This is a genomic window from Hydrogenophaga sp., assembly GCF_051007235.1.
Classification (GTDB): Bacteria; Pseudomonadota; Gammaproteobacteria; order Burkholderiales; family Burkholderiaceae_C; genus Hydrogenophaga.
This window is the reverse complement of record NZ_JBPCSJ010000316.1, coordinates 1-18,054: the sequence shown is the minus strand read 5'-3', so window position 1 is coordinate 18,054 and position 18,054 is coordinate 1. Positions and strand designations below refer to the sequence as shown.

The following is an 18,054-nucleotide window of genomic DNA, read 5'->3' as shown; positions in this document are numbered from 1 at the left end:
GTACATGACGCGGGTTCAGGCCCTCGGTGCTCAGCGCCACCGCACAGGCCTGCAGCCCCGCCGCGTTGACCACGGTGCGCGCCAGCAGCGCCGTGCCGTCCACTGCATGGACCTCGATGCCATCGACCACGGCACGCATCCGGTCCACCGCGCTGTGGCACGCCACCAGGCCACCCAGGTTTTCCAGATCGCCCTGCAGCGCCAGCATGAGGGCGTGGCTATCGACGATACCGGTGGACGGTGAGTGCACAGCCGCCAGGCATTCGAGCTGCGGCTCGATCGCCCTCGCCTGCTCGCGCGTGATCAGCACCAGGTCGCCCACGCCGTTGGCTGCCGCCTGGTGCACGATGGCCGGCAGCCCCGCCACCTGCGACCCAGTGTTGGCCACGATCAGTTTGCCGCAGCGGCGGTGCGCCACACCGCGCTGCTCGCAGTAGTCGTACAGCAGCCCTTTGCCGCGAACACACAGCCTGGCCTTGAGCGATCCGGCCGGGTACTCGCTGCCCGCGTGGATCACTTCGCTGTTGCGCGAACTGGTGCCCTGGCCAATAGCCGCTTCAGACTCCAGCACCATCACGTCGCGTCCGGCCAGTGCGAGTGCACGCGCCACCGCCAGCCCGACCACCCCGGCGCCGATCACCACCACATCCACCTGTTCCACGTCCGCACTCCTTCGGGCACGAGCACCCATTACAGTTGCATTGTTGCGTGCCGTGCGCTGCTTTTGCATGTGCACATACATCTAGGGAACACCACATGATCTTCGTCACCGGCGGCGCCGGCTACATCGGCTCTCATACCTGCGTGGAACTGCTGCAGGCGGGCCACGACGTTACCGTCTTCGACAACTTCTGCAACTCACACCGGGAGTCGCTCGCCCGCGTCGAGCGCATCACCGGCAAAACCGTTCGGATCATCGAAGGCGACATCCGCGACGGCGCTGCGCTGCAAGCCGCGCTGCGCCAGAGCCAGCCATCGGCCGTCATCCATTTCGCTGGCCTCAAAGCGGTGGGCGAATCGGTGCAGCAACCGCTGCGCTACTACGACAACAACGTGGTCGGCACCGTGCGCCTGCTCGAAGCGATGGAAGCCACCGGCGTGCGCCGCATCGTGTTCAGTTCCTCGGCCACGGTGTACGGCGATCCGCAGAAACTGCCGCTGACCGAAGACCACCCGCTCTCGGCCACCAACCCCTACGGCCAGACCAAACTGGTCATCGAGAACATGTTGCGCGAGTTACACCGCAGCCAGCCAGCCTGGCGAGTAGCCATCCTGCGCTACTTCAACCCGGTGGGCGCACACGCCAGCGGCCTGATCGGCGAAGACCCGCAAGGCATCCCGAACAACCTCATGCCGTATGTCACGCAAGTCGCCATCGGCCAGCGCGAATACCTCAATGTCTGGGGGGGCGACTACCCCACACCCGATGGCACCGGCGTGCGCGACTACATCCACGTGGTGGATCTAGCGCTGGGTCACCTGCGCGCCATCGAATACCTGGCAGGCCACGACGGCTGCACATCAGTCAACCTCGGCACCGGCATTGGCTACAGCGTGCTGGACATCGTGAAGGCGCTATCGGCCGCGAGCGGCCGCGAGATCCCCTACCGCATCGCCGAACGCCGCGCGGGTGACGTGGCCGCGTGCTACGCAGAGCCCCAAAGGGCACAACAGCTGCTGGGCTGGGCAGCGCAGCGCGGGCTGCAGCAGATGTGCGACGATGCGTGGCGCTGGCAGCGGGGCAACCCTGCTGGCTACCGCAGTGCCTGAAGCCGTCCCGATCCTGGGTACGTGACGTCAGGGCTGCCGCCCCATCAGTTCCCGTACGTGCCGGATCGGAATGGCGTAAGCGATGCCCGATGGCTGGCTCAACGCCGATTCACGGGTTCCCTTGATGAGGACCATGTTCAGGACGCCCATGACCTCCCCCGACTGTGGGTCGAACAATGGTCCGCCGCTATTGCCCGGATAAGCGGTCGCATCGAGCTGAAAAATGTCGAAGGTGCCGTCCCGTAATCCACGAACAGCACGCTCCTGCAACTGCCTTGCCACCGGACTGGGCAATGCTGCTGCGGTGATGGACGACACCGTAGCGCGGTGTGTGACCGGCGAAAACCCCAGCACCCCGCCAATCGGAAACCCGGTGAAGGCCAGATCATCCCCCTCACGGACGCGATCTGAATCACCCAACTGCAGAGCAGGCACAGGATCGCCCTCCATCCGCAGGATGGCAAGATCTCTAGGGTCATCACGCAGCTCGCGCACCGCATTGCGGCGTTGCCACTGACCATCCGGCCCGCGAACCTGCACCACCAGGGTGGGCTCATCACTGAGCCCGGTGAGCTCAGGCAACACATGGGCGTTGGTCACCACGCGCTGCCCCGTACCCACAACGAAACCGGTCCCACGAAGCTGGAAGCGGGGGTTATCGGTGGGCTTGTAAGTCCCGACAAGGACGATGGCGGCTTTCACCTTGAGCACCGTGTCGGCCAGACCTGCTGCCTGCGCGCCACTCATGCCCCCGGCAAGACACCATCCCAGCGAGGCCACGCAGAGTTCACGCCGCTGCATCGGTCACCCCTTGCTTGCTGTTGAACGTTTCGAGCAAACGTCGAATCGATTTGCGCACCAGGTGCGGTAGCAATAGATACCACGGCATGCGCATGAAGTGCGAGCGAAGATAGAGCACTTGGCGTGCGATCGCCGTCCACCCATCCGAGAGATTTGGGTGATCCGGTTGCAAGCCCCGCACGTACAGAAAATCCAGCAGGGCCAGTCGCGCCGCCCCGACGCCCTGTGCGCGCGCTTGCAGCCCGTCCAGCGCTTCACGCGGGACCGGGGTCGCCAGCATCATTTGCGCATACCGGAGGGCAAGGAAAGCCGGTCTTTGCAGTCCCAATAAGACGGCCCGATCGATCAGTCGCGACCAGAAACCGGCACCGTCTGATAGCTCCCTGAGCATCAGGTCCAGATCCAGCAGCCCACGAAAACCAAGCTCTAGTTCCCCTTCGTGCATCAGATGAACCGCGCTGTGCAACACCATATCCACATCACAGAGCACCCGAACATTGAGCGACCCCTTCACTGGAACGGCCGCTTCAAGCAACACTCTGCTGTCCAACCTATACCCCGCCGTCGGCGGAACCACAGCATGGTGGACATCCAGCACAGACCCTCGGTGAACATGCTGGAGAGGTGGGATTTCATGCATCCACTTGCGGTAGTAGTGCTGATCGTAGACATCACGGTTGGTCGCCAGCCAGCCCGAACGCATCAATGCGGCTTCCGCGTGCACCAGTCGATCTTGTGGGACCAAAACGTCCACATCGGAAACCATGCGCCCCATCGCCGTCTGCATGTGGGCTGCCGCATAAGCGGCGCCTTTGAGCAAGACCAGCTGAATATTCTCTTTTTCCAGAACGTCTGATAGGACCGAAATCTCGTACGCCAGCTCATCCTGCTGTCGCTGTGCCAGCAGCCTGGCTGCACCAAGGTGCCTTCGAACAGACAACGGAACCGTCGACAGAAGACCTACAGCTTGAATCCGCACATCAAGGCGGGCGAGAACATCGGCCGATCGTGCGAGGCGAATCAGTTCATCCCATTCGACTGGAGACAAACTGGCCACTGTTCCTGGTGTGGTCAGTGCGCTCACCAGGAGTGACAGCCCCTGGCGACTCACGCGGAGGGCTCCAAGGCGTCGAACCAGGCAAGGGCCTCATCCACCTTGCTGTAGCGCAAGTCGAAGCAGTCGCATCGATTGACCACACCCACCAGCGTCGTGAAACCAGACACCCCATGGATGTGATGGTTGAAGCTGTTGCTGGCGAGATCCAGAAGCGATGTGGACTTGGGTCTCGGGATCACCGTCAGACCGGCATCAGCCTGGAACCTCGGAAAAACCACCCATGCGGGCGCAACAGTCTCATCCGATCTCGCAAGACTGCCCTCACTCACCCGAAGGTGCGCCACATTGCCCTTCATCGTGTCATGTGCGACCGGACCGATGGTTGCTGCAGGCGCCAAGCTTCGTATCAACTCAATCGACTGGTTCTTCAGGCTCACCGGGCGTGGAAATGGCGTGACAAGTCCGGTCTCGGGATCAAGCAGGGCCATCTCATCGGACAGCAACCGCCAGCCATGAAGCATCAAGGCGGCACACAGCGTACTCTTGCCAGATCCGGGCGGCGCAGGCATGAGCACCGCACGCCCATCCTTTTCGAGCACCGCCGAATGCAGGGTCAACCAGTGGTGCGCATAGCCGGTCACACACCAGTTCATACCCCATTCAAGCAAAGCAAAGGCCTCGCCGTAAGCCAATGGACTGAAGGGAAGAAACCCGTCCATCTTGAACTTGCAAACCCGATGCCACCCGTTCCAATGGCCGGTCACCGAAAGATGGAAATCGGCGAAGGTCGATTCGGCATCCGGAATTCGGTACCCAGCGTAAAGACGCGTGAGCCCCTCCTGCACAACAGGAATGTCGCTGCGGATGCGAAAGACAAAAGGGGGGATGTGAATCGAGAAGGAGCCACTTTGCAAACGGCACTTGACCTCAGCCGCCGATAGGCTGGACAAAAGCACTGTCGCTTCAGTGATCTGCACAGGCGACCAAGTCCAGAGACGCTAGCTGAACCAGAATGTCCTCGAGGCGCATCAATTCATCTTCGTCCCGCGAATCCAACAGTCGAAGTGCCAAATCCGCCACCGAGACATCCCCGCTCTCCAGCAAAGCGCGCCATACAGAGACTCCCAGATACGACATTGCCAGCAGCTTGCCATCCCACGGCTGAAAGATCACTGCACCGTCAGGCCACACCACATGGGCACACTGTGCCGATGACGCGGTAGCACGCCAACGACCTGCCTCCTTAACTGTCACGCTTTGAAAACGTGGTCCAGATAACTGAGCATGAAGACCTTGCTCCATGGTTTACCTGAAGCGTCTGTCCAGGTCCCTCCGTTGGCCCAGATCGTCTTGCACTGCGTCTGTGAGAACGGTGAAATCAAGCCATCCCCGTCGCTCAGGTAGCAAGCGACCAAATACTTGCCAAGCTTGGTATCTTCATCCAAGTCTGGACAGGACAAAACCTCTTTGAGTCTGTGATTGCCGTACGACCAGTCTGACTTGCGGCATTTCACCCGTGTCAGATTGGTCAGACCACAATCGCCGAGGCGCTTTGAGGTCTTGCTGTCATAGGACGACTGACACCAATCTGCGGGCTTACGGCATCCACATCCATCTCGCCCAGGATCAAAGTTACTCAGACGAGCACCGTTGTTGACGTACGAAGCAAACGAAGACGGCTTGATGCAGCCCTTGCCCGAATAGTCGCCCGCCAGCACCGAATTGCTCGTCAACGTGGCGACCACAGGAGCCGCCGACAGGCCAGCCCTGAGCAAGCGACGACGAGAAACACCAGCCTCGTCCGAGCCTGGCTCTTGCCTTTTTTCGAGATCAGGCCTGCCTTCTTTTGGATCATTGGACATGATGGACCGCCTATCTGTTGAATGTTTGTTGTCGACTGGTCACCGGAGCACAACCACCCCCACTACCAGTACCAGTACCAGACGAAATGTTACTAAAAGTGTAAGCAAGATTCACGCCGAACAACACAACTACACCAAGCCCTTGATTCGCTTACATTTTTGGTCGGAAGGGTTGTGAAACAGGCTATGGCACCGACAGACATGACAAAAAAATCGACACCACAACAAGAACTGTCAAACACTCAGAGAGCCTGCTTCAATTTCACCACTTCCGCTTGATCTGGGTACTTGTCACCCATGGCAGCCAGCTCTTCAAGGATCCTCCTGGCGGCATCCTTGTTCCCAGCCTTGATCTGGATCTTCGCCAGATTCAACTTGAACAGCGGCGTTTCCGGCTTCAGTTCCACGACCTTTGACTGCAGTTCAAGAGCCTTGGCGTGCTCCCCCTTGGCAGACAACAACATGGCCCATGTGTCCATGAATGCAGGCTGGTTCGGCGCCGCCTGGTTCGCCTTTTCGGCAATTGAGATAGCGTCGGCTCGTCCTTGCTCGCCAGCCAGCCACGCGAGGTTGTTGAGCGCCAAGGCATTGGTAGGCTGAAGTGCTACCACCCGCTCGTAGTGACGGGTAGCCTCGGACACATGTCCGGCCGCGATCGCCCTGTCCCCCAGAAAGATCGACATGGCCACATCTTTGGGCTGGCTCTTGTTCCACTCCTCTGCCCAGCGATCAGCCTCTGCCTGCTTGCCGGCAGCCGTCAAAACCGAATGCAGCTTGACAGCGGCTTCTGGAAGCGGAGAGATCTTGAGACTGTTCCGATATGCAGTTGCAGAGGGCTCCCACTGTTTGAACGCTGCATGGACGTCACCCTCCAATACATAGCCGAGGGGCTGATTGGGTCGCTGCTTTTGCATGTCCTTGCTGACGGAAAGCGCTTTGTCGATTTGCCGAGAGGCGACCGCCAGCTCTGCCATCGCGCGCTGGGCTGGCAAGAAGTCTGGCTGGACAGACAAGGCCTTGCTGACGCTTTGCATGGCGGCAGCGTTGTCCTTGCTGGCGATCTGCGTGCTCGCCATCAGCAAATAGGGCATGGGTGACCCCGGCATGAGCGTCACAAGTTTGTTGAAGGTCGCAATGGCCTGGAGGCTCTCTCCAGCCTGAGCCTGGGCCTGCCCAAGACCAGCCACCACTTCAGGCGCATCCGGGATAGCCGCCGCAGCAGCCTGAGCGGAAGCAAGTGCAGCCTTGGCCTCTTTTTGGCGTAAGTAATGCTCGATCAGCATGACACGCGCGCGTATGTCCTGTGGCGCCAGCTTGACCGCCTGATCGATAGCTGCACCGACCTTCTCTTTCGTCGCGCCGGTGGACTGCAGCACGTCAGCGAGAGCCAGCCAGGCCGATGGATTTTCTGGTGACTGCTTCGTCAGTGCATCCACCCGTTGCACCGCTGCATCTGGCTTCCTCTCGGCCAGATCGAGGGATGCCAAGCCCGCGACCGAGGCCAGATAGCTGGGATCGAGCTTGAGAGCGTCTTCGAATGCCGTACGAGCTCTCGCGCGATCGTTCTGCATCGACAGCACCACACCCTTGAGGTGCCTGGGCATAGGGTCTGTGGATCTTTTGGACTCCAAGGCGCTGATGGCAGCAAGTGCCTTGGCGTACTCCTTGCGCTGCATATGGGCATTGATCAGCGCCATGTCGGCGACGATACCTTCGTCCTGCGATGCAATCGCGGCCAGCTCATTGAGCGCCAGATCGGTCTGTCCCGACATGAACTGACTCACCGCCAAGGAAGTTCTTTTTCCCGGGTTCTTGGGGTCTGCCCGGGTGGCTCGTTTGAAGAAGCCCTGTGCCGTTTCGAACTCACCTTTGGCCATGTAAACCCGGCCTGCGACTGAAAGCATCTCAGGATCTGCATCGCCTGCAGGTCCCTTCAGATCGCCGGGCAAAGCGGCTACGGCCTGATCCAGTTGCCCTGCGCGAAGATGCGCAGCGACAAGAGCGCGCCGCGCCACGCGCAAGCCGGGAGCAATCTTGAGCGCTTTGCTCAGATAAGCCTGCGCCTGAACAACTGACCCCGTCTGCAACTCGATCGCACCCGCGATTTCGTTGGCATTCGGGCTGTCAGGTACCACTTTGAGCAGTTGTTGAACGCGCTCCTTGGCCGTCTTCATGTCCTGCTTTTGATAAGCCTCCTGGGTCTGCAGGTAAAGCGTCGACGGATGACCTGGTGCGAAGCCTACCAACGCACGCAGCGCGTTTACTGCGTCTTCGTTCTTTCCCGTCGCCATGAGCAGACGCACCAGCGCGACGTGAGCGTCCAAGTGCTTGGGCGAGGCGGCGACGGCTGCCTGATAGGACTGCAATGCCTCGTCACTTTTCTGTAGCCCGAGTTGAAGCACATCGCCGCGCAATTTGAGCGCATCGGCATTGCGAGGCTCTCGCCCCAGCAGTTCATCGAGTTCGATCAACGCTTGGTCGAAGGCACGATCCCCTGCCAGTTGACGCGCGTGTTCGATGACCGCAGCAGCCAACTCGGGGCTGATCGCAAGCGCCTCCTTCAGTCGCTTGCGATGGTCTTCACCGCGGTTTTGCATCCGCCAGGCAACAGCCAAAGAAGTCAGCAATTCCGCTTGAGCCTGTGGAGAGTCGAGTTTCGTTTGGTCAAAGGCTTCGGTGACCTTCTTGGGCTGACCCAGCGCCAACCAAGCTCTGGCCAGTAGCGGCGATACCTCGTTCGGCGAATAGTTGACTTCCCTCGCCTTTCGCAGTTCCGCCTCGGCACCGACTGCGTCTCCATTTGCCAGCATGGCCTTGCCCAGCAGCAGACGTGCCTCCGCCAAGTCCGGCTGCGCTTGCAATGCGTTCTTGAGTTCGATGATCGCCGCTGGGTAATCATTCTTCTGGATGTATTGCCGAGCAGCTACCACAAGCTCCTGCGGATCTTTGTTCCCGCAGGCGCTCAAAACGCCAGCGACCAGAAGTACCCATGTCAATCGACCCAGCCTGTGAGCGGTCTGTTTCATGTTCTTGATCTCCGCAGAATGCCTAGACTCATTTGAGCCCCAGGCGATGCATCACGTCATACAGCGTCGGTCGGCTGATGCCCAGAATTTCAGCCGCTTTGAGCACATTTCCGTTGGATCGCGCAAGCGCAGCTATCACAGCCTTTTTCTCAGCTTCGTCACGAACGGCTCGAAGATCCAGTGTGACCTCGTCATCCGCCGAGACGAGAACGGGTAGGCCGAGATCATCTGCCGTGATCTGGCTACCGTCGGCCATGATGACCGACCGTTTGAGGCAGTTCTCCAGCTCACGGATATTCCCGGGCCAGCGGTGCGCCTCGATGGCGCGCAGGGCATCGGGCGCCAGGCTCAGACTGCGGCGGTTCTGCTCCTGCGCGAATCGCCGGGTGAATGCATGGGCCAGCAAGGCGGCGTCGCCCACGCGGTCGCGCAGCGGCGGGATATTGACCACGATCTCGGCGAGGCGGTAGTAGAGGTCTTCTCGAAACTTGCCTTCGCTGATGAGCTTGCGCAGGTCCTGGTGGGTGGCGCACACGATGCGTACATCAACGGAGATTTCCTGCCGCCCGCCCAGGCGTTCGATCACCCGCTCCTGCAGGAAGCGCAGCAGCTTGGCCTGCAAAGCCATGGGCAGGTCGCCGATTTCGTCAAGCATCAGCGTGCCACCGTGGGCGGTTTCGATCTTGCCCAGCGTCGTTTTGGCCGCTCCGGTGAAGGCGCCCTTTTCGTAGCCGAAAAGTTCGCTTTCCAGCAGGTTCTCCGGGATGGCCGCGCAGTTGATGGCGACAAAACGCGCGGACTTGCGGTTGGACGCCTGGTGCAGGCCCCGCGCCAGGACCTCCTTGCCGGTACCGCTTTCGCCCAGCAGCAGCACCGTCGCACCGCTGTTGGCCACTTTTTCGATGGTGCGGCAGATGCGCAGCATCTCGGGGTCGCGCGTGATCAGCCCCGCGAGGGCGTCGGGCTGGCGCATGGCCTGCAAGCGCTGGTTCTCGGACTGCAATTCGTGCAAACGCAGGGCACGTTGCACGGTAAGCGCGAGCATCTCGGGCTCAAACGGCTTGGCCAGAAAGTCGTATGCGCCCATGGCCACCGCGCGCAAGGCGTTGTCCTGGGCATTTTGACCGGTCAGCACGATCACCTTGGTGTCGGGCGCGGCAGCCAGCATCTGCTCAAGCAGCGCAAAGCCCTCGGCGCAGCCATCGGCGTCAGGCGGCAGCCCCAGGTCCATGGTGACCACCGGCGGGTTGTGGCGGCGCAGCTGGTTGAGCGCCGATTCGCGGTCGTCCGCGGCGACGCTCTCAAACTGGTCCAGCGACCATTTGATCTGCTTTTGCAAGGCCAGATCGTCTTCGACGATCAGCAGCTGAGCGGCTTTTTCCGAACTCATGCTTCTTCCAGGGTTTGCAGGTCGGAACGGCTGAAGGTTTCGATCAGCGGCAGCAGCAAGGTCACCACAGTGCCCTCACCCTCCCGGCTTCGGACATCGACTTTGCCACCCAGTTCCTGTACGTATTGAAAACTCTCGTAGGCACCAATGCCCATGCCCGTGTTTTTGGTGGTTTCGAAGGGCTTGAACAGACGGTCGCGCATGAACGACTCCGACATGCCTTGCCCATTGTCACCCACTTCAACGCGCGCATGGCTGCCCACGCGGTCGATCTTGAGCCACACCCGCTGCGACAGCGTGGTCGCATCGAGTGCGTTGTTCACCAGGTGACCGATCACGCGCTCCATGCGCTCGACATGACCGCGCGTGGCCACCGGTTGGGGCACATCGAGCTCCAGCACGCGACCACGGCGGCGCACCGATTCGTCGAGCGTGCGGGCGATGCGCGCGAGGTCAACGCCCACCGCAGCGCCCGCCGGTGCCGCTCCTTCGCGCAGCTGCAGCATCAACTGGCGCATGCGCTCGAGGGAGTTGTCCACTGTCATGAGCATGTCGGCCTGGAACTCGGGTTTGTGTGCCAGCCGCTGTGCGTTTTTCATCATGAGCGAGAGCTGGGTCACGATGTTTTTGAGGTCGTGCACAACAAAGGCCGACATGCGGCTGAACGCCTCGAACTTGCGGGCTTCGAGCAGTGCCTCGGTGGCCTGCATCTGGGCCAGGTAGCTGGCGGCCTGGCGGCCAGCGGTCTTGAGAAGATCGGTGACCTCCCAGTTCACGTCCATGCGGGTGCGCGGGCTGGCCAGCAGCACAAAGCCCAGCAGTTCCTGGCCCAGCCACAAGGGCACCAGCAACCAGGCCTGTGGCTGGGCCAGCAACCAGGCGGGTAAGGCCAGGTGCTCGTACATCTGCGGCTTGCGGCGGTACTCCTCCAGGTTCACCACCCAGCCGGTACGGCGCATGAAGTCCAGCAAAGGCGAATCCGCCGGCTCTTCGTCCGTCGTACGGGCCAGGTTCCAGCACGCGGTGTTGCGCAGCTTTTTGTCCTCGGGCCGATGCATCCACAAGGCGCCAGCCGGGCTCTCCAGCATATCGGCCAGCCCCCGGATCACCCTTGGCCCCACATCCTGTGGATCGGATGCGGCCGACAACGTCTGCGTGAAGCGCAACCACTCTTCCCGGTAATCGTAGCGGTAGCGCAGAAAGTGTTTGCCCAGCCAGACCCGCAAGCGCGCGCGCAACGAGCGCGACCAGGCCACCGTGACCAACAACACCAGCGCCAGAAACACCAGTGCGAGCTGGATGCCACGCCCCCAGTCGCCACCAAAGTAGCGCACGTAATAGCCCACACCCGAGATGAAAAGCAGGTAGGCGCCGACGATCAGCAGACTGGCCGAGTGGAAGATCACCCGCTGCGACACCCGGATCTTGCCTATCCAGTTGCGGTGACGCGTGCTGGACAACAGCAGCAGCGGCATCAGCGCGGCATGGACCAGGCCGCGGATGCTCAGCGCGTCAACATCCATGCCGCCGAACAGCACCGCCTGTGAAAACAGGTAGAGATCGAACACAAAACTGCCCGCCAAACCCACGCAGACGGGTTTGGCGTTCCACTGCGCGTCTTCCGGCAAATTGCGAAACAGCTGCTCCACCAGCACCAGGCCCAGCACCGACAGCAGCATCAGCATCAGAAACACCAGGCCTGGCCCACCACTGCTTTGGCCGCCGCTCAGCAGCAAGGCCAAGAAGCCCACCACGGGCATGGCATAAGCCAGGGGACCGATCCACCGCAAACCACCGTCGCGCTCCTGGCCTTGGCGGATCAGCTGCACCAGGAACTCAAAACAGGCGCCGTAGCGCGCCATGTCCAGCAGAAGGGTCCAGAACCACCAGCCACCGCCGGCGTCCAGTGCCAGCCAACCGCTGCCCGCCCACAGCGCTGTGAGCACCACCGCCGTCAGCACCGCCAGGCCCGTGCGGTTCACCGGGCGCCGCAGAAGTCCACGTCTGAGCAGGTACACCGCCAGCCCGGCATAGGCCAGCATCGCCAGGCCAAAACCCCAGCGTGTGAGCGGCAAGGCCAGTTCGTTCATGGACTGAGTCTCAGCACGGCTGGCTCACTGGGCACCCTTGCCCGTGAGCACCACACCCACTGTCTGGAACAGGATGACGAGATCCAGAAACAGCGAGTGGTTCTTGACGTAGTACAGGTCGTATTGCAGCTTTTCGACGGTGTCTTCCTTGGACGAGCCGTACTGGTAGCTGACCTGCGCCCAGCCGGTCACACCCGGTTTGACACTGTGCCGAACGGCGTAGAACGGGATCTCCTGGGTGAGCTGATCGACGAAGTACGGTCGCTCCGGGCGCGGCCCCACCATGCTCATGCTGCCCCCGAGCACGCTGAACAGCTGCGGCAGTTCGTCGATGCGCAGCTTGCGGATGATGCGCCCCACGCGGGTGATGCGACTGTCCCCCGCTGTGGCCCAGCGAGGCACGCCGTCTTTTTCGGCGTCGGTGCGCATGCTGCGGAACTTGACGACATTGAACACCGAACCAAACAGGCCCACCCGCTCTTGCCGGTACAACACGGGCCCCGGACTCTCAGCCTTGATCGCGAGCGTTGCCAACAGCATCAGCGGCGAGCTGAGAACGATCAGCACCAGCGCAGAGAAGATGTCGAACACCCGCTTGGTCCCCGTCCGCCAGAAGCCCTGGTTGAAGCCCTCGCCAAAAATCAGAAAGCCCGCCGACATGGCGTCCAGGCGGATCTGTCCAGCGTTCTGCTCGAAATAGGTCGCGACGTCGATCACGCGCACCCCCGAGAGCTTGCAGTCGAGCAACTCGCGCATCGGCATGCTGCCGCCGCGCCGCTCCGACAGCGCCACCACGATCTCATTGATGCGCTGGTCCCGCACCAGAGCCTGCAGGCTTTGTTGGGCGTCCAGCACATCCCATTGCGACACCAGATGCTCCCGCTCGTTGGGGCTGGCGAAGAACCCCACCAGTTCGGTATGGGAGCCGGGTCGGCGCATCCTTTGCCCCACAGCCTGCGCACGGGTGCCCGTGCCATAAATCAGTGCGCGGTTGCGCGGGACGGCACGTGGCAGCAAGGCAGCACCCAGCACCTGGTACAGCAGCAGCACAGAGGTGGCCAACATCACGACGACCACCGCCCAGCTGCGACCAAAAAACGCCGGCAATGGCAGCAACAGCAGCACCGCCACCACCACCATGCCCATCACCAGAAAAGACACCAGCGCCCGGGCCCACACCTGGGTGGCGCTGAAAAAGCTGCCGCTGTCGTAAAAACCCAGCGTAGCGTTGACAGCCAGGAAGCCCATCCCCATGAGCACACCTCGGGCCAGGCCCTTGAGCAAATGCTCGCTGCTGACCGCATCTGCCCCGGTGACGGCCACCAGCGTGATCAGGAACGCCAGCGTGATGACCGCCAGGTCCAGAAACAGCTGCAGCAGCGTCCTGCGATGGAAGAAATGGTTGAAAACCTTGATCAAAACCAGCCCCTGACTGTGTCCGACCGGCAGAACAGCTGTCGGAACATCTGACACTGAGAATAACGCGCAATGCGAGTCATTACAATCAGTTACAGAGATCCGGTCGTCGATTTGTCCAAAGGCACAAAGCCATCAGCAGTGTCATCAGGGCCAGCAGCAGCACCCTGGGAATTTCAGTGACGCTGATCAGCGCCCCGATCGACAAAAAACCGAGCGACGCAGCGCCATAGGCCCAGGCCAGCGCATCGCGTGCCATCAGCCCGCGATACACCGCCAGCAAAGCCGCGCATGTGATCGCGGCCAGCAGCAGCAGCCCCACCCAGCCCAGTTCCAGCAACACATCCAGGTACAGGTTGTCGATGTGCCACGGCAGGTAATAGGACTCAGCAGCAGGCATCCAGTGGCTCAGTCCCGATGAAAAGTCGGTGTTCTGCAAGAGCTGCCGTCCACGCTCATCCCACAACTGCACCTCATGGATGTGGCTGGTCTGACCGGCTTGGGTAGCGTGCAAGGTCAGCACGGCCGGCAAGGCCTGTGTGGGCTGCAACGTGCTGCGCTCAGGCACAGGCAATGGATAACCCTTCAAGCGCAGACTGACCCAGGCCGTGCCGCCGGGTCCGGGCTGTGCGACCGCACCGCTGGCCCACTGGCAAGTCAAGGTATGGATGAGGTGGCGCTGGCACAGCGACACCAGCACCTCCTGGCCGGGCGTTCCAGACAGGCGCAGCCTTGCCGTGTAACCGTCTGGCATGGCCAACCGCACCCGCTGGGTCAAGCCGAACTGCAGTGCCAATGCATCCCGACTGTCGGGGCCACTGAGCGCCAGCGCACCAGCGCCCTGCGCTCCCCCAAGCCATGTGGCACGGCCCGGCAGTTCACCTTCCATGCCCAACGCACGGTACCGCGCCGTGAAGCGCCCCATCCCCTGCCCCCACAACCAACCCGATGATCCTGCCCCAGGGGACTCCAACAGGCTGGCGCCGCGTTGCCAATGCACCCAGCGCCCCTGCAGGTCTTGGCCGGTCTGTTCCAGGCGATCACCCAGAAACGCGCCAGCACCGATGACAACGCCCCCCTGGATGAGCAAGCCGATCAGGGTCGCCATCACCACACGACGCCTGCCCGGTCCTTGGCCGTCGTGCGGCAACCGGAACAACCGAGAGGCGAACGCCCAAGCCAGCACCACCACCACAAACGCCCCCATGACACCACGCGAATAGGTGGTCAGCAGCACGTAGATGGTCAGCCACAGCAGCCCGACCGCGAGGCCAACGCGCCACCGCGTGGGCGCCATCCACACCGCCCACAGCGCCAGCGGCGCGGCCAGCGCCAGGTAGGCGTCGATCGCGCCGCCGCCCACGTGCATTTCCCAAAACGCTGCGCTGGTGCGGTAACCGGAGAAAAAATCCAGCAGCCCCACCTGCGATTCACGCTCGCAGAGCACAAGCGCCCCCACCAGCGCCAGACCGGCCAACATGCCGCGTACAAAGGCCAGACCCGCCGCTTGTCGGTCAGCGCGGACGGCATGCCAGGCCAGCGGCGCCAGCAGCAGCGCCCAGACGAAGGACTTGGCCACGCGCACGCTGTTCCAGGCCGACAGGTGGTCAGCGAACAGACCTTGCCACATCGCATCCCGCCAGCCGGTGTGGGGTGGCAGCGGTGGTGCGTCCACCCAGCCCCGCCAGCACGCCTGGGCCACACACAGCGCCAGCCCGATCCAGGCCGCGCCCCACCACCGGGGAAGCGGTTCGCGAGCGATCGGTGGGGCGGCCCACGCGAGGCGCCCGTACCCGCCCGCCAACACCGCCAGCACCAACAGGTCGGACTCGTCCAACAGCCACCAGCCGGTCCAGGGGAAAAAATTCAGCATCGGCATCAGGGCCGGCAACCAGAACAGCCAGGCCGATGGCCGCCAGGCGGTGACAGTGGTCACCAACCAGACGCCCGCCAGCAGCCCCAGCGGGGCCACCGGGTGCTGCGCCGCCAGCCACAACGCAGCGCACAGGGCAGCGGCCGCCAGCAGCGCCGCGCCGGCGCGCCAGGGCTGGCTCAGACCAGCACCTCTGCGCAAGGCGGGTGTCCCAGGAAAGCCTGCGGGCTGGCGCTGGCCCCGTACGCGCCCGACTGGAACACCACCACCCAGTCGCCCGGCTGCGCCATCGGCAGCTCCACCCGCTCGGCCAGCAGGTCCAGCGGCGTGCACAACGGGCCGACGATGCTGACCACCTCGCGCTCTGCCGCGCCCATGCGGTTGCCAATCGCCACCGGGTAGTTGCGCCGGATCACCTGACCGAAGTTGCCGCTGGCGGCCAGGTGGTGATGCAAGCCGCCATCGGTGACCAGAAACACCTGCCCGCGGGAGACCTTGCGGTCCAGCACCTGCGCCACGTACACCCCCGCCTCGCCCACCAGGTAGCGCCCCAGTTCGATCTGCAGGCGTGCGCCGGGCAGTTCCTGCGCGGTCTTGTCCACCAGCTCCTGCAGCGCAGCGCAGACCGGCGCCACGTCCAGCGCCTGCTCGTTCGGGAAATACGGAATCCCCCAGCCACCGCCCAGGTTCAGATGCCGTACGGGTGCAGGCGCATCGGCACTCAGGCGCAACAGCAGCGCCCCGGTGGCCAGCGTGGCCTGTGCCAGCGCATCGCCTTTGAGCATCTGGGAGGCCGCGTATAGATGAAAACCTTCAAACTGCAGCCCGGCCGAAGCGATGGCCCGCAGCAGCGCCGGCACCTGCTCGGCGTCCACGCCGAAAGGTTTGGCGCCGCCACCCATGCGCATGCCCGCGCCACGCAGCTCAAAGTCGGGGTTCACACGCACCGCCACGCGGGCCGGCCGGCCGTGCCGCGCACTGGCCCCGACCAGCAAAGGCAGTTCGCGGAACGACTCCACGTTCACCAGCACACCAGCGGCCACCGCAGCATCCAGCTCGCTGGCTCGCTTGCCCGGCCCGGCGAAACTGATGGCGCCCGACGGCATGCCTGCCGTCAAAGCACGCTGCAACTCACCGGCAGAGGCCACATCCAGCCCCTCCACCAGTGGTGAGATGAAGGCCAGCAATTCAGGCATGGGGTTGGCCTTGATGGCGTAGTGCAGGTCCACCCCGCTGGGCAGCACGGCGCGCACATTGGCCACCCGAGCGGCGATGCGCTGCCGGTCGTAGGCATAAAAAGGTGTCTGACCCACATCTGCCACCAGCGTCGACAAACGCCGACCACCGACCAGGAGATCACCACCGTCGACATCAAATCCCAGCACGTTCAGCCTTCCAGCGCTGGCGGTCCAGCTTGCCATTGGGGTTGCGCGGCAGCGGCTGGCCCACCCAGTGCACCACGGCCGGCACCATGTACGCGGGCAGCTGTGCGCGACAAAACGCCAGCAGGGCCGCGGTGTCACGGACGGCGTCGCCGCTGGCCGTGGCCGACGCGACCGCCACCACGTGGATCGCCTGGCCCAAAGCTTCGTGCTCCATGCCCACCGCCAGGGACTCCTGCACCAGGCCGCTGGCGAACACCGCCTCCTCCACCTCGGTCGGGCTCACCCGGTAGCCTGAGGTTTTGATCATCTCGTCGCGCCGGCCCACAAAATACAGGTACCCGTTAGCGTCGCGCCGCACCGTGTCGCCGGAAAACACCGCGATCTCCGGTGTGGGCCGCTCATGACCACCGACCTGGAAGTGCAACGGCAGAGGCTTGAAACGCTGGGCCGTGTCGTCGGGCCGCCGCCAGTAGCCCTGCGACACCAGCGGCCCGCGGTGCACCAGTTCGCCGGGCTCGTCCACCGCGCATTCGGTGCCATCGTCGCGCAGCACGAGCACCTGCACATTGGGAATGGCGCGACCGATCGAGTCAGGGCGCTGATCCACCTGCTCGGGCGGCAGATAGGTCGATCGGAAAGCCTCGGTCAGCCCGTACATCAGGAAAGGCTGAGCCTCTGGCGCTTTCGCCCGCAATGCGTCCAGCGTTGCCCGGGGCATGCGCCCGCCCGTGTTGGCCCAATAGCGCAGCCGCGCCGTCGCCTCGGCCGGCCAGTCCAGCGCGGCCAGTTGCATGTACAGCGGCGGCACGGCGGTCAGGCCGGTCACCGCCTCTCGGGCCATCACCAGCAACACGTCGCGCGGCAACAAGTAGTTGAGCAGCACCACGCGCGCCCCCACCAGACAAGCCGTGGTGAGCTGGCTGAAACCAGCATCAAACGACAAGGGCAGCGCGGCCAGCAGCACATCCTCCCCGTGGTTGCCCAGGTAGCTGGCGACACTGGTGGCACCGGCGACCAGATTGCGGTGCGACAGCACCACCCCCTTGGGCCGACCCGTGCTGCCGGACGTGTAGAAAATTGCCGCCGTGTCGGTTTCCAGCCCGCGTGGAGCCAGGGGTGCAGGGTTCACTTCGGGTGGCGTGGGTGGCCAGCCATGCATGGTCCAATGCTCCACAACGCCATCGGTATCCACGCTGCTGCCATCCGGCGCGGCGTCCACCAACACCACGTGGGTCAGCGCTGTGCAGTCCCGCAGCACCGATGCCAATGCCTGCAGCCTTGCGGCAGACGTCACCAGCACCTTCGCTCCGCTGTCCTGCAACACATGCGCCACCTGAGCCGGCTTGAGGACCGGGTTCACCGGCACCAGCACCCCGCCCGCTGC

At 63.1% G+C, this 18,054-nt stretch carries 13 protein-coding genes; 1 reads left to right on the top strand and 12 read right to left on the bottom strand.

Annotation, left to right across the window (positions count from 1 at the left end):
- Positions 1–661 (bottom strand): NAD(P)/FAD-dependent oxidoreductase (locus ACR2JA_RS11145; RefSeq protein WP_434009150.1); only part of this gene is annotated, 661 nt, incomplete at its 3' end.
- A gap of 95 nt (positions 662–756) precedes the next feature.
- Here ACR2JA_RS11145 and galE point away from each other — a divergent pair.
- Entirely contained in the window at positions 757–1,770 is a 1,014-nt protein-coding gene (gene galE / locus ACR2JA_RS11140; RefSeq protein ID WP_434009149.1) for a UDP-glucose 4-epimerase GalE, read from the top strand.
- Positions 1,771–1,797: 27 nt separating this feature from the next.
- Here the strand turns inward: galE and ACR2JA_RS11135 are convergent, their stop codons facing one another.
- From ACR2JA_RS11135 to ACR2JA_RS11085, 11 genes are all read right to left on the bottom strand, one after another.
- Positions 1,798–2,571: a S1C family serine protease gene (locus ACR2JA_RS11135; RefSeq protein ID WP_434009148.1), complete on the bottom strand. Its 774-nt coding sequence runs from the start codon at positions 2,569–2,571 to the stop codon at positions 1,798–1,800.
- Positions 2,558–3,655 (bottom strand): nucleotidyltransferase domain-containing protein, encoded by a 1,098-nt coding sequence (locus ACR2JA_RS11130; RefSeq protein WP_434009147.1) that lies wholly within the window; start codon positions 3,653–3,655, stop codon positions 2,558–2,560. Before ACR2JA_RS11130 ends, ACR2JA_RS11135 begins: the two co-directional genes overlap by 14 nt.
- 23 nt (positions 3,656–3,678) lie before the next feature.
- Complete coding sequence (locus ACR2JA_RS11125) at positions 3,679–4,605, bottom strand: HprK-related kinase A (protein ID WP_434009146.1); 927 nt, start codon at positions 4,603–4,605, stop codon at positions 3,679–3,681.
- A gap of 273 nt (positions 4,606–4,878) precedes the next feature.
- Complete coding sequence (locus ACR2JA_RS11120; protein ID WP_434009145.1) at positions 4,879–5,490, bottom strand: hypothetical protein; 612 nt, start codon at positions 5,488–5,490, stop codon at positions 4,879–4,881.
- Positions 5,491–5,732: 242 nt separating this feature from the next.
- Entirely contained in the window at positions 5,733–8,516 is a 2,784-nt protein-coding gene (prsT, locus tag ACR2JA_RS11115; protein WP_434009144.1) for an XrtA/PEP-CTERM system TPR-repeat protein PrsT, read from the bottom strand.
- 28 nt (positions 8,517–8,544) lie between these two features.
- Entirely contained in the window at positions 8,545–9,906 is a 1,362-nt protein-coding gene (gene prsR, locus ACR2JA_RS11110; RefSeq protein WP_434009143.1) for a PEP-CTERM-box response regulator transcription factor, read from the bottom strand.
- Entirely contained in the window at positions 9,903–11,996 is a 2,094-nt protein-coding gene (gene prsK / locus ACR2JA_RS11105; protein WP_434009142.1) for an XrtA/PEP-CTERM system histidine kinase PrsK, read from the bottom strand. Before prsK ends, prsR begins: the two co-directional genes overlap by 4 nt.
- A 24-nt stretch (positions 11,997–12,020) precedes the next feature.
- Positions 12,021–13,415, bottom strand: coding sequence for a TIGR03013 family XrtA/PEP-CTERM system glycosyltransferase (locus ACR2JA_RS11100; RefSeq protein ID WP_434009141.1), 1,395 nt, complete (start codon positions 13,413–13,415; stop codon positions 12,021–12,023).
- 85 nt (positions 13,416–13,500) lie between these two features.
- Positions 13,501–15,408 (bottom strand): hypothetical protein, encoded by a 1,908-nt coding sequence (locus tag ACR2JA_RS11095; RefSeq protein WP_434009140.1) that lies wholly within the window; start codon positions 15,406–15,408, stop codon positions 13,501–13,503.
- Positions 15,409–15,464: 56 nt separating this feature from the next.
- Positions 15,465–16,670, bottom strand: a complete 1,206-nt coding sequence (locus ACR2JA_RS11090; protein ID WP_434009139.1) for a pyridoxal-dependent decarboxylase, exosortase A system-associated — start codon at positions 16,668–16,670, stop codon at positions 15,465–15,467.
- The coding region (locus ACR2JA_RS11085; RefSeq protein ID WP_434009138.1) for an acyl-CoA ligase (AMP-forming), exosortase A system-associated at positions 16,657–18,054 on the bottom strand (1,398 nt) is incomplete at its 5' end. The genes ACR2JA_RS11085 and ACR2JA_RS11090, both read right to left, overlap by 14 nt.

Bases quoted from the DNA above. Each gene is read 5' to 3' on its own strand.
- prsT (WP_434009144.1), bottom strand. From the start codon at position 8,516: ATGAAACAGACCGCTCACAGGCTGGGTCGATTGACATGGGTACTTCTG.
- ACR2JA_RS11135 (WP_434009148.1), bottom strand. From the start codon at position 2,571: ATGCAGCGGCGTGAACTCTGCGTGGCCTCGCTGGGATGGTGTCTTGCC.
- prsK (WP_434009142.1), bottom strand. From the start codon at position 11,996: ATGAACGAACTGGCCTTGCCGCTCACACGCTGGGGTTTTGGCCTGGCG.
- ACR2JA_RS11120 (WP_434009145.1), bottom strand. From the start codon at position 5,490: ATGTCCAATGATCCAAAAGAAGGCAGGCCTGATCTCGAAAAAAGGCAA.
- prsR (WP_434009143.1), bottom strand. From the start codon at position 9,906: ATGAGTTCGGAAAAAGCCGCTCAGCTGCTGATCGTCGAAGACGATCTG.
- galE (WP_434009149.1), top strand. From the start codon at position 757: ATGATCTTCGTCACCGGCGGCGCCGGCTACATCGGCTCTCATACCTGC.